The 17435-nt window shown below is 51.0% G+C and carries 19 protein-coding genes and 1 riboswitch; of the genes, 9 read left to right on the top strand and 10 right to left on the bottom strand.

All coding sequences use genetic code 11. The features are described 5' to 3' along the window. Positions 1-24: 24 nt before the first annotated feature. Genes R70723_RS13860 through R70723_RS13850 form a run of 3 tightly spaced genes read left to right on the top strand, consistent with a single transcriptional unit; the run spans position 25 to position 2845 of the window. Positions 25-1035, top strand: coding sequence for an ABC transporter permease (locus R70723_RS13860; protein ID WP_231574918.1), 1011 nt, complete (start codon positions 25-27; stop codon positions 1033-1035). Further along, the gene (locus tag R70723_RS13855; RefSeq protein WP_039872842.1) at positions 1032-2096 is read left to right on the top strand and encodes an iron chelate uptake ABC transporter family permease subunit; all 1065 of its coding nucleotides are present in this window, start codon (positions 1032-1034) and stop codon (positions 2094-2096) included. The genes R70723_RS13860 and R70723_RS13855 overlap by 4 nt, the downstream gene beginning before the upstream one ends. Beyond that, positions 2093-2845, top strand: a complete 753-nt coding sequence (locus R70723_RS13850; protein WP_039872841.1) for an iron ABC transporter ATP-binding protein — start codon at positions 2093-2095, stop codon at positions 2843-2845. Before R70723_RS13855 ends, R70723_RS13850 begins: the two co-directional genes overlap by 4 nt. Positions 2846-2924: 79 nt before the next feature. On the opposite strand, the gene R70723_RS13845 is transcribed toward R70723_RS13850, so the two are convergent. The 5 genes from R70723_RS13845 to R70723_RS13825 all read right to left on the bottom strand — a co-directional run bounded on the left by R70723_RS13845 (position 2925) and on the right by R70723_RS13825 (position 7253). Further along, positions 2925-3284: a hypothetical protein gene (locus tag R70723_RS13845; RefSeq protein ID WP_052421310.1), complete on the bottom strand. Its 360-nt coding sequence runs from the start codon at positions 3282-3284 to the stop codon at positions 2925-2927. Between the two features lie 134 nt (positions 3285-3418). Further along, positions 3419-4186, bottom strand: coding sequence for an SDR family NAD(P)-dependent oxidoreductase (locus R70723_RS13840; RefSeq protein ID WP_039872840.1), 768 nt, complete (start codon positions 4184-4186; stop codon positions 3419-3421). A 312-nt stretch (positions 4187-4498) separates the two neighbouring features. Next, complete coding sequence (locus tag R70723_RS13835; RefSeq protein WP_039872839.1) at positions 4499-5458, bottom strand: ABC transporter substrate-binding protein; 960 nt, start codon at positions 5456-5458, stop codon at positions 4499-4501. A 142-nt stretch (positions 5459-5600) separates the two neighbouring features. Next, positions 5601-6515 carry a class I SAM-dependent methyltransferase gene (locus tag R70723_RS13830; protein ID WP_039872838.1) on the bottom strand — a complete coding sequence of 305 codons (915 nt, stop codon included), beginning with the start codon at positions 6513-6515 and terminating at the stop codon, positions 5601-5603. A gap of 225 nt (positions 6516-6740) precedes the next feature. Then, complete coding sequence (locus R70723_RS13825) at positions 6741-7253, bottom strand: hypothetical protein (protein ID WP_039872836.1); 513 nt, start codon at positions 7251-7253, stop codon at positions 6741-6743. Positions 7254-7431: 178 nt separating this feature from the next. On the opposite strand from R70723_RS13825, the gene R70723_RS34390 reads away from it, so the two are divergent. Further along, complete coding sequence (locus tag R70723_RS34390) at positions 7432-7659, top strand: stalk domain-containing protein (RefSeq protein WP_144026940.1); 228 nt, start codon at positions 7432-7434, stop codon at positions 7657-7659. A 344-nt stretch (positions 7660-8003) separates the two neighbouring features. On the opposite strand, the gene R70723_RS13820 is transcribed toward R70723_RS34390, so the two are convergent. Then, positions 8004-8936, bottom strand: a complete 933-nt coding sequence (locus R70723_RS13820) for a hypothetical protein (RefSeq protein ID WP_039872834.1) — start codon at positions 8934-8936, stop codon at positions 8004-8006. 65 nt (positions 8937-9001) lie between these two features. Further along, complete coding sequence (locus R70723_RS13815; RefSeq protein ID WP_039872833.1) at positions 9002-9697, bottom strand: Crp/Fnr family transcriptional regulator; 696 nt, start codon at positions 9695-9697, stop codon at positions 9002-9004. Between the two features lie 137 nt (positions 9698-9834). On the opposite strand from R70723_RS13815, the gene R70723_RS13810 reads away from it, so the two are divergent. From R70723_RS13810 to R70723_RS13800, 3 genes are read left to right on the top strand one after another with little or no spacing between them, the layout of a single operon-like run. After that, positions 9835-10173, top strand: a complete 339-nt coding sequence (locus R70723_RS13810) for a cupin domain-containing protein (protein ID WP_039872831.1) — start codon at positions 9835-9837, stop codon at positions 10171-10173. Between the two features lie 18 nt (positions 10174-10191). After that, a complete protein-coding gene (locus tag R70723_RS13805; protein ID WP_081957375.1) occupies positions 10192-10575 on the top strand; it encodes a cupin domain-containing protein in 384 nt (127 codons plus the stop codon). Next, the gene (locus tag R70723_RS13800; RefSeq protein ID WP_039872830.1) at positions 10553-11308 is read left to right on the top strand and encodes a class I SAM-dependent methyltransferase; all 756 of its coding nucleotides are present in this window, start codon (positions 10553-10555) and stop codon (positions 11306-11308) included. Before R70723_RS13805 ends, R70723_RS13800 begins: the two co-directional genes overlap by 23 nt. Before the next feature lie 92 nt (positions 11309-11400). Here the strand turns inward: R70723_RS13800 and R70723_RS13795 are convergent, their stop codons facing one another. From R70723_RS13795 to R70723_RS32920, 3 genes are all read right to left on the bottom strand, one after another. Further along, on the bottom strand, positions 11401-12345 hold the full coding sequence (locus R70723_RS13795) for an EamA family transporter (RefSeq protein WP_039878742.1): 945 nt from the start codon (positions 12343-12345) through the stop codon (positions 11401-11403). A gap of 90 nt (positions 12346-12435) precedes the next feature. Continuing rightward, positions 12436-12547, bottom strand: a riboswitch (purine riboswitch). Positions 12548-12610: 63 nt separating this feature from the next. Next, positions 12611-13228: a stalk domain-containing protein gene (locus tag R70723_RS32925; protein ID WP_331281988.1), complete on the bottom strand. Its 618-nt coding sequence runs from the start codon at positions 13226-13228 to the stop codon at positions 12611-12613. 69 nt (positions 13229-13297) lie between these two features. Beyond that, positions 13298-14074, bottom strand: coding sequence for an RCC1 domain-containing protein (locus tag R70723_RS32920; RefSeq protein WP_052421308.1), 777 nt, complete (start codon positions 14072-14074; stop codon positions 13298-13300). A gap of 154 nt (positions 14075-14228) precedes the next feature. On the opposite strand from R70723_RS32920, the gene R70723_RS13785 reads away from it, so the two are divergent. Next, positions 14229-15416, top strand: a complete 1188-nt coding sequence (locus R70723_RS13785; protein WP_039872829.1) for an L-threonylcarbamoyladenylate synthase — start codon at positions 14229-14231, stop codon at positions 15414-15416. 430 nt (positions 15417-15846) lie between these two features. Next, entirely contained in the window at positions 15847-17220 is a 1374-nt protein-coding gene (gene gdhA, locus R70723_RS13780) for an NADP-specific glutamate dehydrogenase (RefSeq protein WP_039872828.1), read from the top strand. Positions 17221-17435 lie beyond the last annotated feature (215 nt).

The raw sequence follows: 17435 nt of genomic DNA, 5'->3' as shown, positions 1-17435 counted from the left end.
TAAACCGCAGTGCAAAATAATTTAATACCTAATGTGTCCGGGGTTGAGCATGCTCAGCCCCGGCGTCATCATTACAAAAAGCTATGGACCCTGCCTTTTATCCTTGCGATTACAGCAACCCTCGTACTAAGTATCATCTCACTGTTTACCGGAGTATATGACATAAAGGGACAAGCGGACGGAATGGAGATGTTCTTCATCACCCGTGTCCCGAGAACCCTTGCATTAATGCTTACCGGCGCAGCAATGGCTTTGTCAGGACTGGTCATGCAGCTTATTACACAGAATCGTTTAGTCGAACCTACCACAACAGGTACTATGGAATGGTCAGGCTTAGGGCTAATGTTAGTTTATCTGCTTTTCCCCGCCCCGACACTGGTGCTGAGAATGACTGGTGCGATTATTTTTTCTTTTCTGGGGACGATGATCTTCTTTATGTTTCTCAGAAAAGTTAAGCTCCGTTCATCTCTGGTTGTTCCTATCATCGGCATGATGCTTGGAGCAGTTATTTCGGCATTTTCAACCTTCGTCGGCCTGGTATTCCAAATGACGCAAAATATTGAAAGCTGGTTTGTAGGCTCCTTCTCGCCGGTTCAAATCGGCAGGTATGAGTACCTATGGATTATTGTATTGATTACTGCGCTGATTTTTATTTTTGCTGACCGGCTGACGCTGGCAGGGCTGGGGGAAGATGTAGCTACTACTCTCGGTGCAAACTATAACCGGATTGTGCTCTTGGGCACTGGTCTCATATCTTTAGCCGTTGGTATTGTTGCTGCTGTAATCGGCGGCCTGCCGTTTTTGGGATTAATCGTACCCAACATCGTGTCCATGTTCCGAGGTGACGATCTGCGGAGCAATCTGCCCTGGGTGTGCGTGTTAGGGATGGCTACCATTACCGTGTGTGACATTCTGTCCCGGGTCCTGATTATGCCTTTTGAAATACCTGTCTCGATGATACTGGGTACAGTGGGGGCAATCGTATTTATCGTCATATTGCTAAGACAAAGGAGGTCAAAAAGGAGAATAAGATGAGCGAATTAGCCAGCAGAAATCCCCTCAATGTTAAACTTGATGCCAGCCGGCCCACCAAATTAAGATCTGCCAGAGCCTTCCGCACCAGAAAAGAAGAAAAGCAATACTGGATTTTGCTCACCGCCTTAATTGTTTTTGGCGTTATTTCTTCGTGCGGGCTGCTCCTATATAACAATCCGGTCCCGGTAAGCTCTCCTTCCTTTGTCCCGGTTGTTACAAGAAGAGTTGTTGCCCTCGTCTCCATGCTGATCGCTGCCGTTTGCCAAAGCTTATCCACGGTTGCTTTTCAGTCGATTACGAATAACAGGATTATCACACCGTCCCTTTTAGGCTTTGAAGCTATTTATTCAACCATTCATACAAGTACCATCTTTTTCCTTGGTGCGACGATATTTGTTAATTTCAGCGGGGTTGATTCCTTTTTATATCAGGTTGCCGCTATGGTTGTGATGTGTCTGATTCTCTATGGGTGGCTACTATCCGGAAAATACGGCAATTTACAGCTCCTTCTGCTAGTCGGAATTATTATCGGGACCGGACTGAGAAGTGTATCCTCCTTTATGAGAAGACTGCTTGCCCCGTCTGAGTTTGATATTTTGCAGGCGAAATTGTTTGCGTCAGTCAATAATGCGGATTCCGCCTATTTCCCGGTTGCCATCCCGATTGTTATCATTGCTGCCGCCCTCCTGCTTGCTAATGCCAAGAGGCTGAATGTGCTGGCGCTGGGCAAGGATGTCTCTACCTCCCTGGGCACGAGACATCAGAGCAGTGTGATTTATACACTCGTCCTGATCTCCATTCTGATGGCCATATCAACGGCTTTGGTCGGACCACTGACCTTCTATGGCTTTCTGGTTGCCACTTTGACCTATCAGGCCGCACAAACCTATGATCACAGATATGTATTCCCCATGGCCCTTGCCATCGGCTTTGCGATCCTGACGAGCGCATACTTTGTCATGAACCATATTTTCAATGCCCAAGGGGTTGTCTCAATTATTATAGAAATGGTTGGCGGACTGACCTTTTTAATTCTGATTTTAAGAAAGGGTTCTTTATGATACAGATAGACAAAGTCAAAAAGTCCTACGGGGATGAGGTTGAAATAGGCCCTTTGAATATTACCATTCCAAAAGCCGGCCTTACTTCCTTAATTGGCCCCAACGGTGCCGGTAAGTCTACGACACTGCTGATGATCGGAAGACTGCTGGATATGGACGAAGGGCTTATTAAGGTTGCCAATCTGGATGTTACGAAATCCAAATCAAGCGACCTTGCCAAAATCGTAACTGTTCTCCGGCAGGAAAATCATTTTGTAACAAGGCTTACAGTCAGACAGCTTGCAGGATTTGGACGTTTTCCTCATTCCAAGGGGAGATTAACTCAGGAGGATGAAGCAATCATTACTAAATATATTGATTTTCTGAACCTGACTGATCTTGAGAACAGATACCTGGATGAGCTTTCCGGCGGTCAAAGACAGAGAGCCTATGTAGCGATGGTTCTGTGCCAGGAGACCGAATACGTGCTGTTGGACGAGCCCCTGAACAATCTTGATGTTGCCCGCTCTGTGCAGATGATGGAGCATCTAAAGTACGCCGCCCATGAATTCGGAAGAACCATTCTGACCGTTATGCATGACATTAATTTCGCAGCCAAATATTCGGACCGGATATGTGCTATGAAGAACGGGCAGATTGCCGCATTCGGGCCGGTGGATGAGGTTATGCAGCCGGATATTTTAACAGATATTTTCGAAACCAAAATCGAAATCATCGCCGGTCCCTACGGGCCGATAGCAATCTATTAGTTACATAGGCTAGTAAATGATTAATATTAGTCACACAAAAAAGAAGATCCCGGAGGATCTTCTTTTTTGTGTGCTTTATTTATTTCTTCAAGCTCAGCAGGTAAGCATCTGCTTCCTCGTAGGTCGGAAAGTGTACCGCAAAGCTTCCGAACAGTCTCTTCATCTGCATTTTCCAGATTGGGGAATTAGCTACATATACCCAGCCGCCAAGGCCGTTGGCTACAGCCATTTCGCCTGTAGGAGCAAGCATTGCAGCAACTTCAGGCGAAAGGATCGTCGGGGAGCCTGTTACATCCGTAATCCCGGTGAAGCCCGGCTTCAGCTGTTTCATTGCTTTTTCGAAATCGGAGATGTAAGATGGCACGTCTGCTTCAGTAAGACCCATTGCTTTTACAACCACTTGATTTTTTACTGAGTTAACTTCCATTGTGTAAGGCATGCTGATTCCTCCAAGTATAATATTAAATCATATGTACATATGATTTATATCGGTTTTTACTTACGGTTTGTTGAGAGAAAAAGGAATATAATTAATGTATTTAATAATATACAGTTCCCTGTCAGGAAGAGCTATTATTTGGTAGCTGAATAGCCACCGTCAATAAGATGAACTGTACCTGTAATGAAAGCAGCCTCGTCACTCAGCAGGAAGCAGACGAAATTCGCCACCTCTTCAGGAGTCCCGTAGCGCTTAAGTGCTGTGCCGGAGGCGATAGCCGACTGCAGACCTTCTACATCATCCGACAGCAGGCGCTCATAGCGGCCCATCATCACCGTAGGCACTGGTCCCGGTGCAAGTACATTTGCACGGATATTCAGCGGGCCTACCTCTGCTGCAACGGATTTGGTCAATCCGATGATAGCGTGCTTGCTTGCGGAATAGGCGGCATCGCCGGCCATACCGATCGTACCGTGAAGGGAAGCGCAGTTAAGAATGGATGAACCTGAAGTCATATGCGGGAGTGCATATTTCATCATCATGAACTGGCTGTTGAGATTTGTAGCGATAACCCGTTCAAACGTTTCGACAGGGTAGTCAACTACCAGCGTGTTGTCACCGGTGATGGCTGCGTTATTGTACAGGCAGTCAATTTTACCGTAGCGTTCGATGGTTTCCTTGATAATGCCCTGTACAACAGGCTCCTTAGAAACGTCGCCCTGGATAAAGAGCGCTTCTCCACCCTGTTCAGTGATTTCACGGACAGTAGCTTTTCCCGATTCGGAAATGGTCACACAGACTACTGATGCACCTTCACTGGCAAGCTTGAGAGCTGTAGCCCGTCCTATACCGCTTCCTGCTCCGGTTACGACTGCTACTTTCCCATTAAATCTGCTACTCATCTAAACACCGCTTTCTGGATGTAATTTGCTGGCTTTGCCGTTTGAATCCCCGGAATGACAAGCATAAAAAGGGCTTGCCGGGCAATCCCGGATACTTCGGTAATGAAGCGGCAGCATCCCCGCTCTCTTACAATTCGCCCTCATGCGAGCTTTTTCGACAAATTAGTTAAATTGTACCATAGATTCTGCTTATCGAATACTGTTTTTTATAAAATAATGCACTGTTATCTGATTTTTTTATTAAAAAGCGTAAAAAAAGAGAGCCGGTTAGCGGCTCCCTGCATTTTCATGAAAATTATATGTGAATTCTCTTTATTTGGCTGTGTACAGCTTGGTCTTCATTAGTGCTTCAAGGAATGAGAATTTGCTGAACGCTGTTCCGCCCTGAGCCAGCGGATCTACCAGGTTAACATACACGTTGCCGCTCTTTACAGCCTTCAGGCTCTTCCAGATGGCATTCTTCTGCAGATCCTCCAGCGCTTTCGGGTTGTCCTTGTTTTCATCTGCGGAGAATTGAACAAACAGGTAATCCGGATTGATTGCGGCGAAGGCTTCCAGCGAAATGTTCTGCTGGGCTTTCACGGTCTGGATTTCTTTTGGCACGGCTGCACCAAGATCAGCATAGATGGAACGGTTGAAGAAGACATCCTTCGGATACAGGAACAGGCTGCCGCTGCGGATACGCACTGCGACTACTGACTTGTCCTTGAATTTAGGGGCAAGCTTAGCCTTGGCTACCTTCAATTCATTCTGGTATTTCACGATCGCTGCTGTTGATTCCTTTTCTTTACCGGTCAGCTTGGCAAGCAGCTTCAGGTTGTCCATCCAGTCTGTGGCGATATGGGATACAGGAATAGTAGTTGCAATCTTCGACAGCTTCTCGGTCGTTTCAGCCGGGAACTTGGTGGTGCCCAGAATAACATCAGGCTTGAGCTTTAGAATGGCTTCAAAGTCAGGCTCTGTTTTTTCGCCGATCCCCTTTACTCCGGTTGAAATTTTAGAGAATAAGGCAGGGAATTTACCCCCGACTGTAATCATGCCCTTTGGCTTAAAGTTCAGCACCAGCGCATCTTCCATCGCTTCCAGTGCACCGGCGATAACAATATTGTCAGTCTTGGCCGGAACCGTATAGACCTTACCTTTATAAGTAATCTTTTGCGTGGCCGCTGTGGCTTTTGCAACGTTGACTGGAGCCGCATTCACACTTGCTGCCGAACCGATACTCAGTGCCAAAACGCCGGCAAGCACCAAACCCATCATTCTCTTTTTCATAGCCTACTACCACTCTCCAAAATGTATTTTGTTAATAATGAGAATCATTATCATAGTAGTTATGATAGAGAAATCTGCCGGCTTTGAACATGGATTTTTTGGGCCAATAGCATGGACGAACTGCTTAACAGCTGCTGGACGATCAGCTTTTTACCGCCAGACAATAGTTCACATTATCAAATGCACTAAGGGGATGCTCCGGCTGGCTGTCATTGTAAGCCTGAAACAGCTCTTTGGTTATTTCCGGCGGTGTCAGATGCCTGTAGATAAGGAGCCCGCAATCTTCCAGCAGCTGCTCCAGCTCCGGATAAGTATAGCTTGCCTGCATCGGCTCGCCTGCCTGTGCGGCCATCACAACCTGCTTCTGAGTCCGTTCTCCGGCTTCCGGAGTAAATGTAAGTCCGTCGGGATAATCAAACACGAAGCTGCTTCCCGCCGGAAGCATATCTGACAGGCCGGACAGCAGCTGCCTGAAGGCTGGCTTAGGCAAATAATAGCTGATGCCCAGCAGGCTGCTGAAGCTGATGCGGGACGGATCAAATTCCGGAGCCGCCAGGAGGAGCTTCTCCCACCGTGCTTCTGCCAAATCAGCAGGCACCTCATGTACATTGGCAGGCTTCGGGGGAAGAAGCTCGGCTGTTCTACGCCGCTTGTCTTCAGCAGTTGCAGGATGATCAATCTCGAAGATCTGCAGTTGACTTGCCCACTCCGGCTGGCGGTAAGCAAACGTGTCATAGCCGGCCCCAAGGATCAGATACTGGCCTGCTCCCAGCATTACCGCATTATGCAGTGACTGCTCGGCAAAGGCTGCCCGGCCAAGCGGAGTCGGAGACAGCTGAAGGTCAACAACTGCCCGCAGCGCTTCCTCCTGTGAACCTTTGAATTCCGGCAAAAAGAACCCGATTCCTTGGGACATTTGAACTCCAATGTTATGGTACTCCTCATCTGTCAGCATAGCTCTTGCAAGACTATCATTAAATACGGGATGCTGGTTATGCTCTGCATGATAGGCTCTGGCAAACGCGCTGACCAGAGCAGTTAAGCTTCTATTTTTCATCTTTTATCACCTCACTCCAGTTGTATCATCCGGCAGCCCGGGCAAACAACACTTGATTTTTTTGTTATTTTATGATATAATAGAGGTATAAATTTTATAAGTTTCACATTTTCGCCATAAATAAGGCGTTTTTTTTATGTAAAAAAGGACTGAGCACTTCCCTTTCCGGGATACTGTTCAGTCCTTTTTCTTATGATTACGTCCTTTTGGATGATACAAATCTGTCTATTTCAGGCCGCTCTGCGCTTTATTCAGCAGCTTGCCGTCAGAAAAGGTGAGCACGGCATTGCCTCCACTATAGGAGGACCCCAAATAGGAGTACACGATCATCCCTGCAGATTCACTCAGTGCCTGGCCGTCTCCGCCGATTATCGCTCGCACCTCATCATAGGTCATGCCTATGTTGAGCTGCTGATATTGCGCAAAAGTTATAATTACGCCATCACCTTGACCTGCCGGCCCATTTCCGGAAGTTTCGGCGGATGGACTGTTTGCAGGAGAAGGCTGCGGGGCTGCGCTACCCTCTGCCTGGAGCACAGCAATCCGCTGCTCCAATTCCGCAATCTGCTGCTTTTGCATGGCAAGCTCCTGTTCCAGGACAGACGTGCGTTTCTGCAGGCTGTCTAAACCGGACTGCTCCGGTTCGTTAGCGGCGGAACCGCAGGCAGTAAGTGCTAAAATCAGAACTCCCGCGAGAAGCGGTTGTCCTGCTTTCCGTAAATAAGTATGTACTGACACAGACCGATACCTCCTGTTGCTGTTATTCTAAATCTTCTGAAATAATAAGTAATCTTATACCCTCGTCACGGCTGGCTGAAACAAATTATGCAGGACAAAATAGTAACTACCTGCACCACCGCCAGCTCTCCGCCTTCATTCATACCGTGAGCGGAGAGACAAAGATAAGCGGTAAAACATAGCCCTGCTGGCCACACCGCTGTTCATTGTGAACGGCTCAATTTCTCTGCCGCTGCGCGTTATCAGCCGGCAGCTTGGCGCCACCGTCAGCTGGCTGTCGCAGCAAGAGGAGATTGCGATTAATATGAAGGAATGCAGCCTTGCTCTGTTGCAGCTAGGGGCAACAAACAATAATGTCCCCATTCGAAACAGCCCCACAGCCCGTATCCCGCCTATTGGGCCGTAATGCGGGGCTGCTTCTTGATTATAACTGCACTTTCTACAACTATACGGCTCGAAAAGAGCTGATTTTTCATTTTAACTGCAGTCTGTACAATTAAAAATCCCCATTATACTCTTTAGAGCCGAAATGAGCATAATAAGTGTACAAACTACAGCTATTCACTCCAGCTCTATGGAAAAGAACAACGTTTCTTCACGTTCATCCCTCCTCTATTTTTCATCGAAGTTATCCACATTTTGGGGATTGTTTAATTTCCTAAACAATAAAAAAGCGGAACCTGCTCCCTCATGCTCCATCCAAAAGGGCAGCCCGTTAATGGGGCTGCCCTTTTTGGCCTTTTTAAAGCATCAGCGTTCAGTGTAGCTGTCTATCACTTGGTCCAGATAAGCTGAAACCTCTTCTGTATGCTTATTTCCGGAAGCGTCCAGCAGCGGGATCAGCCTGGCAATAATATTCAGCACTGTATTGTCTCCCGGCCCCTCCAGCAGAACATCATCATAGGCTCTGCGGAGCTCAGGGTCGAGTTCGTTGGTATCATAATCGTAAGCAGGTGTATTGTTCGCCCCGATCAGTACGCTCGGGACAGTATAGGAAAGCTGCTCACGCACTGCAGCTGCCCGGTTCGAATTCGGATAATCGTCAACATAATCACTCATAATTGCTGCTCTGCCGATTAGCTCATCCCAGGTAATTACAATCGCGGCGTCGAAAGCTGACGGTCTGTTGGTCTCGGTAGCCATGATATCAAAATAGGCGGCAATATCCTTGCCGATATGGGGCTTAAATACCTTGTAGCCCTCATAATGCATTACCGGATAATACATTCCCTCGCTCGTTTCCAGCTTGTAGCCCTTATCCCAGGTCTCTTCAATAAGCTTGCGTACACCTGAGTCCTTAACCCGCTTCAGCAGCTCTGTATAGGTGAGATCATTGGTAACCTTAGCATCCATCAGCACCTTCTGCACATGCTCCGGGTAGATTTTCTCCGAGAAGCGGTCCAGCTCCGCCCTCTGGGCATTCTCCAGCTGCAGCGTCATCACGGTTGCGTACCAGGAGCCGGCTTTGCCAATATGATTGATCAGATATTTTCGGGCCTGGGCAAGGCTTGACGGATTGCTTACATATTTACTGAACTGGTTATAGACGGCCTGGGCTTCTGTTGCTGAAGCCGCAGAGGCCGGCTGTGCACCAACAGCTGCGGTACCGCCCGCAATTGCCAGAGCTGCACCCAGCAGTACGGCTCTGCCTGTTTTCGCCAAAGACTTCTGTAATTGTGTCATGTCACAGCCTCCTGATATGTGTTGTTGGCCTATTGTGACTATTGGACATATATGGGATTCATGAATCAGCGGCTTCCCTGCTCACTTGCGGGCACATGCTCACCCAGCAGCTCGAAGCGGTTGCGTGAAATCGTGATCAGCCCGTCCTGGGCCATCCGCTGCAGCTCTCTGGACAAGGCGCTGCGGTCAACTGTCAGATAATCAGCAAGGTCGCTGCGGCTGAAGGGGATTTCGAAGCTTGCGGAATTGTTCTTCTGTGCCTGCAGGCTCAAATAATGCAGCACCCTTTCCCGGAGGGACTTATGCGAGACCAGATCAAGCTTCTGGTAGACTGCCCGGTTATTCTCAAGCAGCAGCGCCATCATATTCTCAATAATCCGCGCCCGTAGCTGGCAGGTCTGATGGCCCGGCCGGATGATTTTGCTGATCTGGATGAACAGAATCCTGCAGTCAGAGCCTGCTACGGCTTCATAGCCGCTGGGCTCCTGCGCAAGGCGCAGCGCTGTCTCTCCCAGAATATCGCCGCTCTCCAGCTCTGAGAAAATCAGCCGCGCTCCCGTAATATTTTCCTTACACAGCAGTACATTGCCGTAAAGGATAATTCCTGCTGAATCCAGGAGCGCCTCCTGCTCAAAAACAACTTCCTTTCTGGCATAATCCCTGACCGTTCCCTGCAGACAATGCAGCGCAGCCAGCACTTCATGCTCCAGGAAGCCTTTGAATAACACGGTGCTGCGGATTTTATCCATATATTCCTGCATATTTATCTTCCTCCTGTTGCCATGGCAACAGAGTTAAAGTGAAAACTCTGCTACAATTCAATAAATGAGAACGATTCTCATATTTAGCTTCATTATATCAAATGCAAAAAAACTATCAACTGATACAGGAGGCCGACATGAGCGGAATCAGCGCGGGAACCCCTTTCTCGCTAAAAAATATGATTGACATCAAACCTCACCGGATTGCCAGCAGGCCGCTCAGCTTTGAGGGTCTGCCCGGCCGGGATTCAGCAGCACCTGAGTGGGTTCTTTATGCCATGGCTCAGGATGAAACGATCAGCTCCGAGACCTCTCCCTTCGCTAAGCTCATACATGTGCTTGAAGGTGAGCTCCATATGCTGGTGGACGGCAGCTTAAGCTGCCTGACAGAAGGAACCTCATTATGGGTGCAGGCAGACACCTGGCATGAATTCGCTGCTCCGGCAGGCGCCAAATTTCTGCAAATCAGACTTTAATCAGGAGGCTTAAACAGCATGGAACAAGAAATGTATATCAAAAAGCTGCCTCATGCAGAGGTTATTGATCTTCGCAGCATTATTACTATTGAAGAGCAGCAGGTGTCCAGCCTGACGCTGGTGCAGCGCCCAAGCCTTGCCATGACTCTCCTGTCACTGGACAAAGGCTCGTCGATCGGGGGGCATTCCTCTCCGGGCGACGCCATGGTCAATATTTTATCAGGACTGGCCCGCATCACCATTGCCGACAAGGAGTATGACGTAAAAGCCGGCGAGACCATTATTCTTCCGGCCAATATTCCCCACGCCCTGTATGCGGAGGAAGCGTTCCAGATGCTGCTGACGGTGGTAAAGCCAGAGAAAAAGGAGGTGCGTCTCGGTGAAAAAGGAAGTAGGGCATAATTTCCTGGCCAAGCTGGGCAAAAAAAGGCTGCGTCCCGGCGGCGTGGCTGCAACCAACTGGCTGATCGGACATGCCGGGCTGAGCAGCAGCAGCAAAGTGCTGGAGGTAGCCTGCAATATGTGCACAACCTCCATTCAGCTGGCGAAGCAGTATCAATGCCAGATCACCGGGATCGATATGGATAACCGGGCACTGGATAAAGCCAGAGGCAATATCAAGGCTGCCGGGCTTGAGGGTTATATTCAGGTGAAGCAGGGAAACGCGATGAAGCTGCCTTTTGAGGATAACAGCTTTGACGTTGTAATTAATGAAGCGATGCTGACCATGCTGAACCAGAGCGCGAAGGAAAAGGCTGTTGCCGAGTACTTCCGGGTGCTTAAGCCCGGAGGCGTGCTGCTGACGCATGATATTACCTTTGCCAAGGACAATATGGCTGATGAGCTGGCTGAGCTGCGCAGAACGATTAATGTCAATGTGGAGCCGCTGCCTGTCTCCAATTGGGAAGGCCTGTTTAATGGAGCCGGCTTCAAAAGGGTGGATCATGCAAGCGGCCGGATGTCCCTGATGAGCATTAAAGGCATGCTGCGGGATGAAGGCCTGGCGGGTACGGTGCGTATCTTCAGAAATGCGATGAAAAAGGAAAACCGCGAACAGTTCAAAAAAATGTACAGCTTCTTTAATACTACAGGCAAGGACCTGAACTATATCGCCGTGTGCAGCAGCAAGCAGTAATTCCTGTTTCCGGGATGGTCCGGATACAAAAAAAGGGTGTCTCCAGCCGCCGTTTTCACGGCTTCCGGGACACCCTTTTTGAGCGGGCTGGTTTAAGCTACAGCCTCTGTGCTTCTCCAGCGCAGCTTATACAGCTCAGGCAGCACGACACCGAGCAGGACGAGCACAACTCCGATCCACTGCAGGCCGCTCACATGCTCATTCAGCACGAAGGAGGACATCAGCACAGCTACCGGAAGCTCAACAGCGCCGAGAATACCGGCCATGCCGCCGCCGATATGCGGAACACCGATTGCGAACAGAAGCGGCGGAATGAAGGCGCCAAACAGGCCAAGCAGAAATCCGAACAGCAGCAGCGGCCCCCACAGCAGACCGTTAAAGAGGAAGTGCGGCGGGAACATGATGAACAGCAGGACCATGCCGCCGGTAACCATCCATGCGCTGCGGTAGGCCGGATGTGCTGCCGGAACGGCTTTTCCGCTGAAAATAATGAACATGGAGTAGCTGACAGCTGACAGCAGACCAAGTGCAATCCCTAGCAGGTTAAATTCCGAGGCTCCCTGGCCCAGGACACCTGCAGCCAGCAGAGTGCCGCCGAACAGCAGCAGCAGGGTCAGCATTGTAATTTTATCCGGACGCTGCCGCTTGCTCACAGACTGAATCAGCACGCTGATCCAGGTAAACTGGAACAGCAGAATGATGGCCAGCGATGCCGGAATATAGCGCAGTGACTGATAATACAGCAGCCCTGTAACGACAGTCGGAGCTCCGGCCAGCATCAGCAGGCCGCGGTGCTTCCAGGTTAAGGCCTGAAACGCAGGCTTGCCTGCAGCCGGTGTGTTACTGCTGCTTCGCAGCCTGCGGCCCGCTCTGACCTTCGTGAAGCCGGCCAGCAGCCAGGCGAGAATACAGCCGGTCAGCAGCTGTGTGCCCACAACCTCCCCAAGCTTGTAGCCCTGGCCGTAAGCCAGCACCACTATGGTTGATAAAATCCCGTAGCTCATGGCTCCGATAAGAACAGATAATAAGTATTTCATGTCTTTCATGTTGAATATGCCTCCTGAATCTTTTAAATCTGACAACTGCCGGAACACGCAAAAAATCCTAACTCCGGGATAAGGACCGCTTAGGCGGGTCTTTATCATCGTAGTTAGGAAGAATAGGCTTCCTGTAGAAACCCCCGCCCTATCCATGCCTTAACGGCTGCGGGGTTATACGAGAATATATAAGTGTTATTAGCATGACGACTTTTCATATGTTACACGGCAAGTCAGATGGTGTCAACCTTTTTCGTTCAAATTTTTAATTGTTCAGCCGTGCTTCACCGGTGGCCTTATTCCAGTCCAGGCTGATTCCGAGCAGCCTGGTGAGGTCCTCCAGAGGGAATAGCGTTGTGTCGGATAGCCTGTACAAGGTGACCGCCTGTTCCGACTTTTTGCCGTTTATGAACAGCTGTTCCGGGTCTGCCGCTTTGATCTGGACCGTGGTATTACCGTACACGAAGGACCAGACCGTGAAGCGGTAATTATTATATTTTGGATCAGGATTGGACTGGCTCATCACCGCTTTCACACCGAGAGCCTTGAACACACTGGTGTAAGGGACATATAGCTTCCCTCCGATCACACCTGAAGTTCCATAAAAGGTAACCGGCTGTCCGTTCACCGTAAACTTGAGCGGTGCCTGTACCGGAAGGGCCGCCAGGGATTCATCATTGGTTACCGTGCCGCTGCCTGCGGCAAGGCCTCCATAGAAGCCCTCACCCCAGCCTAACAAAGCACCGTCCTTACGCTGGGCCAAGCCAAAGGTCCCCGTTGTGCCCCACACCTCGGTGATACTCTGCGCATTGCTGATTTGAAACGGCTTAGCCGCCGCTTCAGCATTGTAATTCCACTGCCAAAGTGTCCCGTTGCTTCTCACCGCAAACAATTTGTTGTAGCCTGTCTGAATTTTATAGACATTTGCCAGCCCTGAGACTGCTAAGGGTGCCTACAGTGAACGGTTCCAGCGTAAAACACGGCCGGACGTATCCAGCAGAAAGGCATTATCACCCGAAGCAGCTATTTGCTTAATCCCAGAACCGGTAAGTGTATGAACGGTAACCGGATCACTCGCCCAGCGGACTCTGCCGTATACCGTGTTGTAGATGCTGAGCTGCTTTACCGCACCGGCTTCTGTAAGGAATAGGGCATCATTACCGGCAATAACGGCGGATTTGATGCCCGTTACTCCCGGAAGCGGCAGATAACGCACGCTCATCTCCGACGGCTGATCAAAGGAAGGATACCACAGCGTTGCTGTACCGTCTTTTTTGACGGCCAGTCCGGTATAGCCGTTAGTAACAATTGAACCAACATTCTGCAGCCCTTCCAGCTTACGCGGTCCGCTTTTTTGAACAGGTGCTGACGGATCATAGCTTATATAGGAGCCATAGGTTTGTCCCCAGCCCCATACTTCCCCTGCTGCATCTAAGGCAAAGGAAGCGTTAGAGCCGGCTGCCACTTGAACAATTCCGCTCAGCCCGCTGATTTGTCTGGGGACATATTGATCAATCGTTGTCCCATCCCCCACCTGGCCGGATTTATTGTAACCCCAGCCGGTCACCGTTCCGTCACTCCAGACCGCAAGCCCGTGGGCATTGCCGCCGGACACACTGACCGGACGCACTGCAGCTTCGGCACCAGCCTCTCCGCCTGCTGCCGGTACCATGAGTATGACTGCCATAAGAATTGCCATAAGCCTTACTGGTATTGTGCGCAAAACCATTGTATCCCCTCCCGATTCAACTTACGAATTTCATAAATATTCCATCCTAAGTAATGTACCCTGCTGTCCCGGATCCGAATATCCCTGTAATATCAAAATCAGATATGTTACTATTTACAGGATAAAACCCAACAGAAAGTTCGTGATGTCACCAATGAAGCCTGACCACCACTCTTTTGCTGTCCAGAAAAGGACACAATCATACAGCGAGACCGCCTGCTGGCAGCTGGATTCAGCCGCCGCAGGCCCTTCAGGGCAGCGTTACTCCCCGGCAGATCAGCGGTCCCTTGACGAAGCCGCAGCGATCCTGGCCGGCGGCGGCACGGTTGCCTTTCCGACCGAGACGGTCTACGGCCTCGGAGCGGATGCCAGGAACACCGCCGCTGTAGAAGCGGTATTCGCCGCTAAGGGACGGCCCTCCGACAATCCGCTGATCGTGCATATTGCCGCGCTGGAACAGCTTGAGGAATTTACCGCCGGCGTAAGCGAAACCGCCGGACGCCTGATGAAGGCCTTCTGGCCCGGCCCGCTGTCCATCGTGCTGCCGGTGCGCCCCGGTGTCCTGTCTCCGCGTGTAACCGCGGGACTGGACACCGTTGCCGTGCGCATGCCGGATCACCCGGCAGCGCTGGCCCTGCTGGAGCGCGCCGGCTGCCCGGTGGCAGCACCGAGCGCGAACCGCTCCGGGCGGCCGAGTCCGACGACGGCCGCCCATGTCCTGGAGGACCTCGCCGGATACATCGGCGGGGTCCTCGATAACGGGCCAACCGGAGTCGGCGTAGAGTCGACGGTTGTCCAGGTCCAGCCGGACGGGACGGTCGCCGTGCTCCGTCCGGGCGGGATTACTGCCGAGCAGCTGTCGGCAGTAACCGGCACAGCCGTGGCTCCGCCGCCGCCGGAGGCTGGCGGAGCAGGCCCTGCCGGCGGCGGAACGGACGCCGGCGGCAGGAGCCCGGCGCCGCGCTCGCCGGGCATGAAGTACACGCACTATGCGCCGCAGGGCTCGCTCGCGATCGTGAGCGGCACACCGCCGCAGCGCGTGGCGGACACAGCAGCCGCGCTGCTGCAGGAAGCGCGCGGGCGCGGCGAACAGACCGGCCTGCTGCTGTTCGAGGAGCACCGCAGCTTCTATCCGGACGGTGCGGCCGACTATATTGTTTCACTGGGCTCCTTAGAAGCCCTCGAAGAGGCTGCCCGGACGCTTTATGGTGCGCTGCGCTACTTTGACGAGGTCAAGGCAGACTATATTATCACCGAGGCTTGTCCAGAAGCCGGACTGGGCTCAGCGATCATGAACCGGCTCCGCAAGGCAGCCGGCGGCACGGTTATCAGTACGGATTAAGCGAAGCCAGGATCATGAATTCAATAGGATATCCCGCATGCCCTAACGGGCAGAGCGGGGTGTTTTTGTGTTTCAGGCAGCGGCAAATGCTGTGCATACAGCCAAGCAGCTGCATAAAAAACCGGTAAATTATGCCGGCCTCCGCCTCCTCCATCCATTAAAGACCCCGGCTCTACATTCTTAGACTAAACTTCACCTAACAAGCGAATTTTTGCTTGTAAATACGCATATTCATTGTGATTCCGGCTTAAATCCATGCATAAATATAACACCATTTGTTAGTTTTATAGAATTTATTGATTGGCTATCAAAAAAGAATTGATTGGCATTTTCATGTCAGGTTTTAGTAAAATTCTTTTAAATTCTTAATAATATCGTTGCATCTGCAGCAACCTATTCTTACAAATACATAGACAGGGAGTGTTTTAGAGTGTCAACCATTTCATCATCAGTATCGGCTTCCGCCGAGGAATATGTACAAAGAGTATATAGTGAGGTTGTCCGCCGTGATCCGCTGGAGAAGGAATTCCATCAGGCCGTGAAGGAGATTCTGGAATGTCTGGTGCCTGTGCTGGCACGCCACCCGCAATATGAGGCCAATGCCATTCTGGAGCGCCTTGTTGAACCGGAACGTACCGTATCCTTCCGCGTCCCTTGGGTTGATGATGCCGGTCAGGTCCGTGTTAACCGCGGATATCGTGTACAATTCAACAGCGCAATCGGCCCATACAAAGGCGGCCTCCGCTTCCACCCTTCTGTGTACTCGGGAATTATTAAGTTCCTCGGCTTCGAGCAGATCTTTAAAAACTCCCTGACCGGCCTGCCGATCGGCGGCGGCAAAGGCGGCTCTGACTTTGATCCAAAGGGCAAGACTGACCGTGAGGTTATGGCGTTTACCCAAAGCTTTATGACTGAGCTGTACCGGCACATCGGCCAGGACACGGACATCCCGGCAGGGGATATCGGAGTCGGCGCCCGGGAGATCGGCTTTATGTTCGGGCAATACAAGCGGATCCGCGGCGGCCATGAAGGCGGAGTCCTTACAGGTAAAGGCCTGCTCTACGGCGGAAGCCTTGCACGCAAGGAAGCAACAGGCTATGGTCTTGTCTACTTCGTGCAGGAGATGCTGGCCTCCCGGGGACTTGATTTCCAGGGCCAGACGGTCGTCGTTTCCGGCTCAGGCAATGTATCCATCTATGCCATTGAAAAGCTGCAGCAGCTTGGTGCACTGGTCGTAGCCTGCAGTGATTCCGGCGGTTATATCTATGATCCGCAGGGCATCAATCTGGAAACGGTGAAGCGCCTTAAAGAGCAGGAGCGCGCCCGGATCAGTGAATATGTAAATGTGCATCCGCATGCGGAATACACCGAGGGCAGCACCGGTATTTGGACGGTCCCTTGCCAGATCGCCCTGCCGTGCGCCACACAGAACGAGCTTGACGAGGAAGCAGCCCGGATGCTGGTTTCAGCCGGTGTAATCGCAGTCGGCGAAGGCGCCAATATGCCATCCACCCTGCCGGCGATCAACTACTTCCTGCAGCAGGGAGTTCTGTTTGCTCCGGCCAAGGCTGCCAATGCCGGCGGTGTTGCAGTGTCTGGACTTGAGATGAGCCAGAACGGCATGCGGCTTTCCTGGTCGTTTGAAGAGGTGGATGAGCGGCTGCGTATGATCATGAAGAACATCTACCGCAGCAGCGTTCAGGCTGCCGAGGAGTATGATCTGCCGGGCAACCTGGTTGCAGGCTCGAACATCGCCGGGTTCCTGAAGGTTGCCGATGCCATGCTGGCTCAGGGTGTTGTTTAAAGCCCTTTATTGAGCGTAGTACCGGTCACCCCATGTGCCGGTGCATCACTACCGATCCATTTAGTTGGAAATTAGACAGCTAATTTTAAGTGCTGCTGCCCGGTTGAGGCTGTTAGTTGGAAAAAGGTATCTTAATTCCAGCGATTTGAGCCTATGAGGGCTTAACACTCTAAATTAGGTGTCACTTTTCCAGCTAAATGACAGAAATACCGGAA

It is taken from the genome of Paenibacillus sp. FSL R7-0273, assembly GCF_000758625.1.
Lineage (GTDB): Bacteria > Bacillota > Bacilli > Paenibacillales > Paenibacillaceae > Paenibacillus_AQ.
Note: the sequence above shows the minus strand (reverse complement) of the source record. Positions and strands in the feature narration are given on the sequence as shown.